Origin of the sequence: Pseudomonas sp. DTU_2021_1001937_2_SI_NGA_ILE_001 (assembly GCF_032463525.1) — a bacterium.
Classification (GTDB): Bacteria; Pseudomonadota; Gammaproteobacteria; order Pseudomonadales; family Pseudomonadaceae; genus Aquipseudomonas.
On sequence record NZ_CP135971.1, the window covers coordinates 2,869,173 to 2,882,247 of the forward strand.

1 protein-coding gene is annotated in these 13,075 nt (G+C 68.9%); it reads right to left on the reverse strand.

Annotated features, from left to right (window positions below):
• Window positions 1-74: 74 nt before the first annotated feature.
• Window positions 75-12,968, reverse strand: coding sequence for a non-ribosomal peptide synthase/polyketide synthase (locus RRX38_RS12215; protein ID WP_315959440.1), 12,894 nt, complete (start codon window positions 12,966-12,968; stop codon window positions 75-77).
• Window positions 12,969-13,075 lie beyond the last annotated feature (107 nt).

The following is a 13,075-nucleotide window of genomic DNA, read 5'->3' on the forward strand; positions in this document are numbered from 1 at the left end:
GGTCGCTTCGCGGCTGAAGCCGCTCCTACCCAGTAGTGGCTTCAGCCGCGAAAGCGTCTACCGCGTCGCCTTTGCTACAACGCCTCCAGCTGCGCCATCAGGTCGTCGAGGGCGCTGACTTTCTGTTCGGTGAGCGCCGCGCCGTCGAGTGTTCCGATGTACTGCGCCAGCTCGCGCACCGTGCTGCACTCGAACATCGCCCGCAGCGGCACGCTGCGTTGCAGGGTCTGCTGTACCCGCGAGGCGATCTGCGTGGCCAGCAGCGAGTGGCCGCCGAGGTCGAAGAAGTTGTCGGTGACCCCGACCTGATCCACGCCCAGCACCTCGCCCCAGATCCGCGCCAGGGTGCCTTCCAGTTCACTGGCCGGCGCCTGGTAGTCGCGGCCGGCGTTGAAGTCCAGCGCCGGCAGGGCCTTGCGGTCGAGCTTGCCATTGGGGTTGAGCGGCAGCTTGTCCAGCACCTGCCAATGGCGCGGCACCATGTACTCCGGAAGGCCCTGGGCGAGGTGCGCCTTGATGGCCTCGACGTCCAGCTGCGCCGCCTGCGCCACCACGTAGCCGACCAGGTACTGGCCGCTGGTGGTGCTCTGCACGGCCACGGCCGCGTCACGCACCTGTGGCCACTGGCGCAGGCGGGCTTCGATCTCGCCCAGTTCGATGCGGTAGCCACGGATCTTCACCTGGTGATCGACCCGGCCGACGTACTCCAGCACCCCGTCGTCGCGGCGCCTCGCCAGGTCGCCGCTGCGGTACAGCCGCTCACCCGGCGCCCCGTAGGGGTTGGGCAGGTAGCTGGCGGCGGTGCGCTGCGGGTCGTTGAGGTAGCCGCGCCCGACCCCGGTGCCGGCGATGAACAGCTCGCCCTGGGCCAGGGCCGCCACCGGCTGCAGTTCGTCGTCCAGCACATAAAGGCGGTTGTTGTCGGTCGGCGTACCGATCGGCAGGTAGCTGCCGACCACGGCAGCGGCATCCACCGCGAACAGCGCCACGTCGTCGGAGCACTCGGCCGGCCCGTAGGCGTTGACCAGAGTGATCTGTGGATAACGCTGCAACCACTGCGCGGCCAGGGCCGGCGGCATGGCTTCACCGGTGGGCAGCAGCCAGCGCAGACCCTCGAGTTCGGCCGGCGGCTCGGCCAGCAGGCCCTGGATCAGCGACGGTACGCTTTCCAGCACGCTGATGCCGGTGTCGCGAACATGCCGTAGCAAGGCGGCCGGGTCGTGGGCGATCAGGTCGGGGACGATCTCGACCCGTGCGCCGCACAGCCCGGCAGCGAGGAACTGCCACACCGAGATGTCGAAGCTCTGCGAGGCGGTCTGGGCGATCACCGAATGCTCGTTGAGACCGAAGTAAGGCACCTTGCTCAACTGGTTGTTGAGCATGCCGGCCTGGTGCACCGCCACGCCCTTGGGCACGCCAGTGGAACCGGAGGTGTAGATCACGTAGGCCAGGTGCTGGCCGCTCACCGCGATGCGCGGTGCGCGTTCAGGTGCTTGGCCTTGCTGAACCTCATCCCAGACCAGCAGGCGTGGCCGGGCAGTGGCGCAGCCCAGCTCTTCGAGCAGTTGCAGGGCCTGCTCGCGGCAGGCGGCGTTGCACACCAGCAGCGGCGCGGCACTGCTATCCAGGATCTGCGCCAGGCGCTGCGGCGGATGCGCCGGGTCCAGCGGCAGGTAGCCGGCACCGGCCTTGAGGGTGCCGTGGATCATGCCCAGCAGCGCCAGGCTGCGCTCGGCGAGCAAGGCCACCGGCTGGTCCGGCTGCACGCCGGCGGCGAGCAAGGCATGCGCCAGGCGGTTGGCACGCACGTCCAGCTCGGCATAGCGCCAGTGCTCGCCCAGGCAGGTCGCGGCGATGCGCTGCGGGTGCGCGGCCACCGTGGCTTCGAACAGCGCTACGTAGCCCTGCTGCAGCGGGTAGTCCCGGGCGCTGCGGTTGCAGCGTTCGAGCAGCCACTCGCGTTCCTGCGCGGCCACCAGTTCCAGGCTGGCGAAGTCCTGTTCGAAGGCCTCGGCGATGGCCAGCAGCAGCCGCTGGAAATCGCCCAGCAGGCGCTGCACGGTCGGCTCGTCGAAGAAACGCCGGTCGTAGGACAGGTGCAGCCCCAGGTCATCGCCGGGGTAGCAGACCACGGTCAGCGGGTAGTTGGTGTGCGTGCGCCCCGAACCGGAGCGCGCCTTCAGCCCTGCGGCGCCCTGCAACACGCTGGCGTCCACTGGCGCGTTCTCGAACACGAACAAGCTGTCGAACAGCGGCTGGCCCTTGGGCAGTTCGCTGCATTCCTGGATGGCCACCAGCGGCAGGTGCTCGTGCTCGCGCAGCTCCAGGTTGCGCTCGAACAGCTGCTGCAGCCACTGGCGCACACTCAGGCGCTCACCGGCCGCTGGCATCGGCACGCGCAGGGCCACGCTGTTGATGAACAGGCCCACGCAGTGCTGCATCTGCGGCAGGCTGGCCGGGCGACCCGCCACCGTGACGCCAAACAGCACGTCGCGCTCGCCGCTGTAGCGGCGCAAGACCAGGGCCCAGGCGGCCTGGGCGAAGGTGTTGACGGTCAGCTGGTGCTGCTGCGCCAGCTCGCGCAGGCGCGCGCCCTGCTCGGGCAGCAGGCGGCTGTATAAATCGCCGACCTGCATGCCGCCGTTGTCGTGGAGGATCGGCCGGTCGCTGGGGATCAGCGTCGGCCGCTCGAAGCCGGCCAGGGCCTGGCGCCAGTAGGCACGCGCCTGTTCCAGGCCCTGGTGGTGCAGCCAGGCGATGAATTCGCGGTAGCGCGGCGGCGTTGGCAAAGCCGCTTCGCGGCCCTCGCCGAGGGCCTGATAGAGGGCCAGGAAATCGCCCATCATGATCGAGCGGCACCAGGCATCGATGAGGATGTGATGGTTGCTCATGATGAACCAGTGCCGGTCACTGGCCAGGCAAATCAGGCGCAGGCGCAGCGGTGGTCGCTCCAGCAGCGCGAAGCCGGCCAGGCGTTCGTCTTCCAGCAGCTGTTGCAGGCGCGCCTCATGCGCGTCTTGCGGCAGCGCGCTCCAGTCGAGGAATTCGACGCCGTCACCGTCGCCACGGTGGATGATCTGCAGCATCTGCTCGCCGGTGTTCCACACGAACGAGGCACGCAGCGCCTCGTGGCGGGCCACCACCTGGCGCCAGGCACGGTCGAAGCGCGCCACGTCCAGTTCGCTGTCAATGCTGTAGCGGTCCTGCATGAAGTAGATGCCGGTGCCGGATTCGAGCAGGGTGTGCAGCAGCATGCCTTCCTGCATCGGGGTCAGCGGGAACACGTCGTCGATGGCCGCGAACGGCAGCGGCAAGGCATCCAGTTGCGCCTGGTCGAGACGCGCCAGGGGGAAGTCCGAGGGCGTCACGCCACCGGCCTCGGGGGCCAGGCAATGGGCGATCAGCGCCTGCAGCTCGGCCTGGTAAGCCGCCGCCAGGCGTTCGATGGTCTCGGGGTGGAACAGCCGCTCGCTGAAGGTCCAGTGCAGGGTCAACTGCCCGCCATACACCTGACCATCGACGCTGAGCCAGTTCGGCAGCGCCGCATCGCGGGCGTGCTGGGCACCACCGGCTTCGTCCAGCGGTCGCCATGGGCTGTCTGCGGCGAAGCCCTGGTCGAACTGCCCCAGGTAGTTGAAGGTGATGCGCGCCTCGGGCAGCGCCGCCATGGCCTGGCGTGTCGGGGCATCGGCCAGGTAGCGCAGCACGCCATGGCCCAGACCCTTGTGCGGCACCTCGCGCAGTTGCTCCTTGATGGCCTTGAGGCTGGCGCCCGGCTCGCTGGCCGGTTGCAGGCGCAGCGGGTAAGCGCTGGTGAACCAGCCCACGGTGCGGCTCAGGTCGATGTCGTCGAACAGCTCTTCACGGCCATGGCCTTCCAGTTGCACCAGGAGCGAATCCTGCCCGGTCCAGGCGCACAGGGTACGCGCCAGGGCGGTGAGCAGCAGGTCGTCGATGCGCGCCCGATAGGCTTGCGGCGCCTGCTGCAACAGCTGGCGGGTGGTCGCCGCATCCAGGGTCAGGCTGACGCGCCGGGCATCACGCTCCAGGTTGGTCTGGTCGCAGCCATCGAGCGGCAGATCACCCGACGGCCCTTGCAGGCGGCCTTGCCACCAGCGCAGTTCCTCGCGCAGCGACTCGCTGCCGGCATAGGCCTGCAGGCGTGTGGCCCAGTCGCGCAGCGAACTGGTCTTGGCCGGCAAGCGCACGGCCTGGCGGTTTTCCAGATGGGTGTAGAGCGTCTGCAGATCTTCCAGCAGCACTCGCCAGGACACGCCGTCGACGGCCAGATGGTGCACGACGATCAGCAGTCGCTCGGGCGTACCGGGCAGCAGCAGCGCACGCAACAGCGGACCCTGTTGCAGGTCGAGGCTCTGCTGCGCCTGTTCGAACCACGCCTGACGCTGCTCGGGCGTGTCGGCCTGACCGACCCAGAGCAGCTCCTGGCCCGCTGGGTGCGGCACGAACTGCGCACGGCCGTCGGCAGCGAAGCGCAGGCGCAGCGCGTCGTGGTGGGCCACCAACGCGTGCAGCGCCTGCTCCAGCAACGCCGCCTGCACGGGGTGGCTGGTTTGCAGCAGCAGCGACTGGTTCCAGTGCTGCGGCTGGGCGTGGCGCTGGGCGAAGAACCAGTGCTGGATCGGCGTCAGCGGCGTCTCGCCCACGACCGGCCCCTGGTCGATGCTCAGCCGCTCGCTCTGCCGTGCGGCCGCGGCCAGGGTGCGTACGCTCTGGTGCAGGAACAGGTCCTTGGCACTGAAATGCACCCCGGCCTGGCGAGCACGGCTGACCACCTGGATGGACAGGATCGAGTCGCCGCCCAGGGCAAAGAAGTTGTCGTCGATGCCCACCTGGGGCACGCCCAGCACTGTCTGCCAGACTTCGACCAGACGCTGTTCCAGCCCATTGCGCGGTGCCTGGTAGGCGCTTTGCGCAGCACTCAGGTCCGGCTGCGGCAGCGCACGGCGGTCGAGCTTGCCATTGGCGGTCAGCGGCAAGGCGTCGAGCAGCATCAGGTGCGCGGGCACCATGTGCTCGGGCAATGCCGACTGCAATTGCGCCTTGAGCTGTTCTACCAGCAGACCGCCCTCTGTGCCCGCCTCGGCCAACAGATAGCCGACCAGTTGCTTGCCCGACGGCCCGTCGACGGCCAGCACCGCCGCTTCGCGCACCTGTTCATGGGCCAGCAGGCAGGCCTCGATTTCGCCCAGTTCGATGCGGAAGCCGCGCACCTTGACCTGCTGGTCGATACGCCCCAGGTATTCCAGTTGGCCGTCGTGGCCCTGGCGCACCAGGTCGCCGGTGCGGTACATGCGCCCGCCGTCGGCGGCGAACGGATCGGCGACGAAACGCTCGGCGCTCAGCCCGGCGCGCTCCAGGTAGCCACGCGCCAGGCCCTGGCCGCCGATGTACAACTCACCCGGCGTACCGGCCGGCAACAGCGCCAGGTCGGCATCCAGCACGTACAGGCGACGGCTGCCGACCACCCGGCCGATCGGCACACTGCCCAGCCCCACCGGCAGCACCTGCGGGGCAGCGCAGGCCGTGGGCATCACCACGGTTTCGGTCGGCCCGTAGGCGTTGAACACCGTCTGCGGGGTGAAGCTTTCGCGCAGCGTGTGCAGATGTTCAGCCGTCAGCGCCTCGCCACCGGTGATGATCAGCCGCACCGGCAGCTGTTCGCCCTGGCTGCGCAGCCACTGCGCCAGTTGCCCGCCGTAGCTGGGGGTGAAACCCAGCACGTTGATGCCGTGGGCGCGGATCAGCCCGCACACCGACTCGGCATCCCACTGCCCCTGCTCGCGCAGCACCACTTCGGCACCGAACAGCAGCGGCACCAACAGGCGCTCGCTGGCCGCGTCGAAGTTGATCGAATAGAAGTGCAGCTCACAGTCTGCCGGGGTGCTGCCGAACAGCTCACCGACCGCCTGCAGGTGCATGGCCAGCGGCCCCTGGCTTACCGCCACGCCCTTGGGCAGGCCGGTGGAACCCGAGGTGTAGATGACATAGGCCAGGTGCTCGGGCTGGCTGCGCTCGGCAGGGTCGACGCTCGGATATGCGCCCAGTGCCGGGCCGTCCTGCTCCAGGCTCCAGGCCTGCACAGCCGCCGGTAGAGGGGCCAGTTGCGCAAACAGCGCGTCGTGGCCGAGCAGCACCTGAATGCCGCTGTCTTCGACCATGTAGCGCAGGCGCTGCTGCGGGTATTCCGGGTCCAGCGGAACGTAGGCACCGCCGGCCTTGAGCACCGCCAGCAGGCCGACCACCAGGTCCAGCGAACGACGCAGGGCCAGGCCGACGCGTACTTCAGGGCCGACGCCCAGCTCGATCAGGCGGTGGGCCAGGCGGTTGGCGCGGGCGTTGAGTTCGGCATAGGTCAGCGACTGGCCGGCACAGGTCACCGCCCGGCCCTGCGGCGTCGCCTGGGCCTGGGCCTGGAACAGCGCCTGCACGCTGCGCGGCGCGGTGTCGGCCAGCGCTCCACGACCGCTGTCCAGCAGGCGCTGGCATTCGGCCTGGCCGAGCAGCGGCAGTTCGCTCAGGCGGCAATCCGGGTCGGCGAGCATGCCGCGCAGCAGTTGCTGCCAGTGCCCGGCCATGGCTTCGATGCGCCGGGCATCGAACAGGTCGGTGCTGTAGGTCAGGCAGCAGCGCAGCTGGGCGTCGAAGTCGGTGACCTCCAGGTTGAGGTCGAACTTGGTCGCCCGGGCATCGTTGACCAGGTAATCCACCTGCACGCCACCGGCCAGCTCGCGCTGCTGCTGGAACTCCCAGCGCTGCACGTTGCACATCACCTGGAACAGCGGGTTGAACGCGGCACTGCGCTGCGGCTGCAAGGCCTCGACCAGTTGGTCGAAGGGAATGTCCTGGTGCGACTGGCCGTCGATGGCCACCTGGCGAACCTGTTCGAGCAGTTCGCTGACCCGCATCTGCCCATGCGGCTGGATACGCAGCACCTGGGTATTGAGGAAGGCACCGATCAGCCCTTCGCTTTCCGGGCGAATACGGTTGGCCAGCGGCACGCCGATGCGCAGGTCGTGCTGGCCACCGTAGCGGTACAGCAAGGTGGCCAGCGCGGCGGTCATGGTCATGAACAGGGTCAGGCCGCGCTCGCGGTTGAAGCGGCTCACCTGCTCGGCCAGGGGCGCGTCGAGGTCGAAGCGGTGCAGTTCGCCGCGATGGCTCTGCAGCGCCGGGCGTGGCCGGTCGCTGGGCAGGGTCAGCAACGGCTGTTCGCCACCCAGCTGGGCCTTCCAGTAGTCGAGCTGGCGCTGCATCTCGCCGCCCTCCAGCCACTGGCGATGCCAGGCGCTGTAGTCGAGGTACTGCACCGGCAGCGGCGCCAGGGAGGCTTCGCGTTCGGCGACGAAGTCGGCGTACAGCGCCGACAGCTCGCGGGCGAAGATGTCCATGGCCCAGCCCTCGGTGACGATGTGGTGCAGGGTGATCAGCAGGTGATGCTCCTGCTCGCCACTGCGCACCAGGCACACGCGCAGCAGCGGGCCGCTTTCCAGGTCGAACGGTGCATGGGCCTGCTGGTCGGCCAGGCGCTCGATCTGCGCCTGGCGCTCGCCGGGCGGCTGCGCGGCAATGTCCAGGTGCTGCATCGGCACCTGCGAGGTGGCCGCAACGCGCTGCCAGGGCTTGCCGCCCTCGCTGGGGAAGGTGGTGCGCAGGCTCTCATGGCGTTGAATCAGCGCCTGCAGGGCCTGTTCGAACGCCTCTACATTCAGCGCGCCGCGCAGGCGGGCCATGCCGCCGACGTTGTAGGCCGGGCTGCTCGGGTCCATCTGCCAGAGGAACCACATGCGCTGCTGCGAATACGACAGCGGCACACGCTGGCTGCGGTCGACCCGAGCAATCGCGCCCTGGCTGTCGACCCGACCTTCGGCCTGGGCGCGGGCGACCCAGGTGGCGAACGCCTCCAGGCTGCGCGACTCGAACAGGCTGCGCAGCGGCAGCTCGACGCCCAGGGCCTGGCGCGCTCGCGAGACGATGCGCGTGGCCAGCAGCGAGTGGCCGCCAAGTTCGAAGAAATCATCGTCCAGGCCGACCTGCGGCACGCCGAGGACCTCGCCCCAGATCGCCGCCAGGGTCTGCTCCACGGCATTGCGTGGGGCGCGGTAGTCGCGCTGCGCCGCCTGCGGTGGCGGCAGGGCACGGCGGTCGAGCTTGCCGGCCGGGGTCAGCGGGAAGGCCTCGAGACGCAGCACATGCGCCGGAATCATCGGCTCCGGCAGGCACAGGCGCAGCGCCTCGCGAATACGTTCGGCCAGCGCCTGCGGCGCCTCGGCGCCATCAGCCACCAGATAGGCGAGCAGTTGCCCACCCTCGCGGCCTTCACCGAGCAGCACCAGGGCCTGGCGCACGCCGGGCTGCTGCAGAATGGCCTGGCGAATCTCGTCCAGCTCGATGCGCACGCCGCGCAATTTCACCTGTTCATCCAGCCGCCCCAAGTATTCCAGCGCACCGTCCTGGCGCCAGCGCGCCAGGTCGCCGCTGCGGTACAGCCGCGTGCCGCCTTCACCGGGCAGGAAGCGGCTGGCGGTCAGCGCCGGCTGGCCCAGATAGCCACGCGCCAGGCCATTGCCGCCCAACAGCAGTTCGCCACGCGCACCTGCAGGAGCCAGCGCCCAGTCGCTGTCGCGGATCTCGGTGAGCACATTGCTCAGGGGGCGACCGATCGGCACACGCACGCCGGCTTCTTCGCCACAGCGCCAATGAGTGACGTTGATCGCGGTTTCGGTCGGCCCGTAGCGGTTGTGCAGGGTCACCGACGGCAGGCGCGCCTGGATGCGCCGACACAGCTCGACCGGCAGCGCTTCCCCGCCGGAGAACAGATGGCGCAGGCTGGTGCACTGGCTGAAGCCGTCTTCATCGGCAAACAGTTGTAGCAGCGGCGGCACGAAATGCAGCAGGGTCACGCCGTGCTCGCGCACGCGCTGCACCAGGCAGCGCGGGTCACGGTGTTCGCCGTCGCCGGCCAGCACCAGGCGGGCACCGCTGACCAGGGGCAGGAAGCACTCCCACAGCGACACGTCGAAGCTCAGCGGGGCCTTTTGCAGGAATACGTCATCGGGCCCCACCTGGTACTCGGCCTGCATCCAGGCCAGGCGTTCGACCAGCGCGCCATAGCTGTTGCCCACCGCCTTGGGCCGGCCGGTGGAGCCGGAGGTGTAGATGATGTAGGCGAGGTTGTGCGGATGCACGCTGACCGTCGGCGGCGCCTCGGCACCCGGCCCGTGGGCGACCCCGTCGAGGGCCAGGGTGGCGAGGCCTGCGGGCAGTTCGAAGGCGTCGAGCAGTGCCGCCTGCCCCAACAGCAGGCTGGCCTGGCTGTCGGCGAGCATGTGCTGGAGGCGCTCGCGTGGGTAATCCGGGTCCAGCGGCAGGTACACGCCGCCGGCCTTGACGATGGCCAGCGCGGCAACCATCAGTTCCAGGGAGCGCTCGGCCAATACGCCGACGCGCACCTCCGGCGCCACGCCTTGGGCGTGCAAACGCAGCGCCAGGTGATTGGCCTGGCGATCCAGCTCGGCATAGCTCAGCGAACGCTCGCCGGCCACCAACGCGGTGCGCGGCGCGGCGCTCGCGGCCTGTTCGGCCAGGCGCTGGGCAAGCATCCACTGCGGTTGTGCCTGCGGGTTGCGCCCCCAGCTCTGCACAGCATCAAGCTCGGTAGCGCTCAGCAACGGCAGATCACCCAGCGCCTGCTGCGGCTGCGCACACACCTGCTGCAAAAGGCTGACGAAGTGCCCGGCCAGGCGCTGCACGGTGGCCGCATCGAACAGCGCCACGGCGTAATCGAACGACAGGCGGATACGCCCCTGGGCGTCTTCTTCGCTGTGCAGTTGCAGGTCGCACTTGGCCTCGCGGCTGTGCCACGGCAGCTCTTCGGCAAGCAGGCCGGGCAGGCGCTTGAGGGCCTCGGTATTGCGCTGCTGGTGGTTGAACATCACCTCGAAGGCGGCGGCATCACCCAGCGCGGCACTGACCTGTTGGTAATCGATGGCCTGGTGCAGCTGCGCCGCCTGCACGCTGGCACTGACCCGCGCCAGCAGGCTGAGGAAGCTTTCCCGTGAGTCGATGCGAGTGCGCAACACCTGGGTGTTGATGAAGAAACCGATCAGCCCCTGGGTTTCCAGCAAGGGGCGGTTGGCATTGGGCACGCCGACGCGGATGTCCGCCTGCCCGGTGTAGCGTTGCAGCAGGCTCTGGAAGGCCGCCAGCAACAGGCTGAAACTGCTGGTCTGGGCACTGCGCGCCAGCGCCTGCAGGCGCTCGCACAGGGTTTTGTCCAGGCGCAGGCTCAAGCGCTGCGCGGCCGAAGCCGCTGCGCTGCGTGGACGGTCGAGCGGCAGTGCCAGCGCTTCGCGCTCACCCTCCAGGGTGTTGCGCCAATAGTCGAGCTGGCGCTGCTGTTCGGTGGCATCGAGCTGTTCGCGTTGCCAGGCGGCGTAATCGGCATACCCCACTCCCAGCGGCGCCAGGGTCAGATCCTGGCCCTGGCTGTAGGCGGCATACAGGCGGGCGAATTCGTCGAGCAGGATGCCCAGCGACCAGCCGTCGGCCACGATGTGCTGCAGGGTCACCAGCAACAGGTGGTCGTCTTCGTCGAGACGTACCAGGCGGATGCGCAGCAGCGGGCCCCGTTGCAAGTCGAAAACGCTGCGCGCCTCGTCTTCCTGGAGCTGCCGGGCACGCGATTCGCGCTCGGCTTCGGGGTATTCACCGAGGTCATCACGCTGCACCTGGACCGGCGCGTGGTCGAGGATGCGTTGCAGTGCCACGCCGTCCTGTTCCAGGAAGCGTGTGCGCAAGGCTTCATGGCGCTGCACAAGCGTGTCGAAGGCACGCTGCAGGGCCGCTTCGTCCAGTTCGCCACGCAGGCGCAGGCCACCGGGAATGTTGTAGGCGACGCTGTCGGGCTGCAATTGCCAGAGGAACCACAGGCGGCTCTGCGCGACCGACTGCGCCAGCAGGCCGCTGCGTGGCAGGCGCGCAATGGCGCCGGACGCAGCGGCGCGGCCTTCGACCGCCGCGATGAACTGCGCCAGGGTCGGCGCTTCGTAGAGGGTGCGCAGTTGCACATCCAGGCCCAGCTCATCGCGCAGCTCGGCGATCATCTGGATGGCCTGGATCGAGTTGCCACCCAGGCCGAAGAAATGGGCCTCGGCGGCCAGGGTTTCGGTCTTCAGGCAGGCGCACCACAGCCGTTCGATGCGTTGCGCCAGGCTCGCGGCCAGCGCAGCCGGCGCAGGGGCCAGGTGCTCGCCCTGGCGCCACAGGCACACCGCTGCCAGGCTGCCGTCGGCCAGCTGCGCGGCACAGGCGGAACGCTGCAGTTTGCCGCTGGAGGTCTTGGGCAGGCTGCCGGGGTCGAGCAGTGCCACCCACGCGGGTGCCTCGCGATGCACGTCGGCCACCGCGTCGCGGATCTGCGCGATCAGTTGCTCCAGCGGCTGCTGGTGCTGCGCCCGCCGTCCCACCTCGGCGGCCACACCGAACGACTCCACGCCCTGATGCAGCACCGGGAACACCGAGACCCGGCCTTTGCGCACCGCCTCCACGCGGGTCTCGACGGTGCGTTCGATGTCCTGTGGATAAAGATTCTGGCCACGGATGATCAGCATGTCCTTGATGCGCCCGCTGACATACAACTGGCCGTCCTGCATGAAGCCCAGGTCGCCGGTGCGCAGCCAGCGTTCGCCGTCGCGCTCGAAGAAAGCCTTGGCGGTGGCCGCGGGGTTGCGCCAGTAGCCTTGGGCAATGCTCGGCCCGCCGCAGCAGATCTCGCCAACCTGCCCCTCGTCCAACGCCTGAGCGCTGTCCGGGTCGAGGATCAGCAACGGGTGCTGCGCTTGCGGCCAGCCGCAACTGGCCAGGATCGCGCCCTGCCCTGGCTGTGCCTGGTGGCGACCCAGCGCGTCGGCGTCCAGGTGCAGGATGTCGATGCCCTGCCCCGGCCGGCTGCCGGTGACGAACAGCGTCGCTTCGGCCAGGCCGTAGCTGGCCAGGTAGCTGCCGGCCTGGAAACCACAGCCGGCGAAGCGCTCGGCGAAGGCCTGCAGGCTGTCCTGGCGAATCGGCTCGGAGCCGGAAAACGCCACCCGCCAGTGCTGCAGGTCGAGGTCGGCCAGCTTATTGTCGTGGATGCGCTCGCAGCACAGCCGGTAGGCGAAGTCCGGGCCACCGCTGATGGTGCCGCCGAAGCGGCTGATCGCCTCCAGCCAGCGCACCGGGCGTTCGAGGAAATGCTGCGGTGACATCAGCACCACCTGGACACCGCTGTAGATGCCTTGCAGCAGGCCGCCGATCAGCCCCATGTCGTGGTACAGCGGCAGCCAGCTGACGATCACGTCGTCGGCACCGATGCCATAGCCCTGGCGGATCAGCCAGGCGTTGGCCTCCAGGTTGGCGTTGCTGACCTGCACGCCCTTGGGGGTCGAAGTCGAGCCGGAGGTGTACTGCAGAAAAGCGATATCGTCGGCTGCCGGTGCATGGGCCGTCCAAGGCCCTTGGCAGTCACCGACCAGGGCGTCGACCGCCAGCATCGGCGTGTGCCGAGCGTCGCTGTCCTGCAAGCCCGGCAGCACCTGCGCGGTGGTGAGAATCAGGCTGGGCTGGGCATCGTCGATGATCGCCAGCAGACGCTGAAGGTGTTGCGAACGGGTCGACTCCGGCGGATAGGCCGGCACGGCAATCACCCCGCTGTACAGGCAGGCGAAGAACGCGGCGACATACTCGGGGCCGCTGGTCAGCAACAGCAGGGCACGGTCGCCGGGCCGGCAACGCTGCATCAGGGCCGTGGCGATGATCTGCGCCCGGGCATCGAGTTCGCGCCAACTCAGAACCTGCCCCGCCTCGTGCCGAGCGTCGAGAAAGCGCAGGGCCGGCTGGTCGCCATGCGACGCCGCCTGACGCATCAGTGCGTGCGCGAGAGATGCCGGGCGCTCGAAGAAATTTGCCATCGCTGTACCTGTCCTCAATCCATGCATGGGGCCTGACGCTGCGTCGTAGAGCGCCGCGTTCACATAGATCGGGAGACGGGTGGCGATGAAAAAAAATTAGCTTGACG

What these genes read in the sequence shown, in the direction of transcription:
- RRX38_RS12215 (WP_315959440.1), bottom strand. Translation starts at nt 12,968, where the DNA reads ATGGCAAATTTCTTCGAGCGCCCGGCATCTCTCGCGCACGCACTGATG.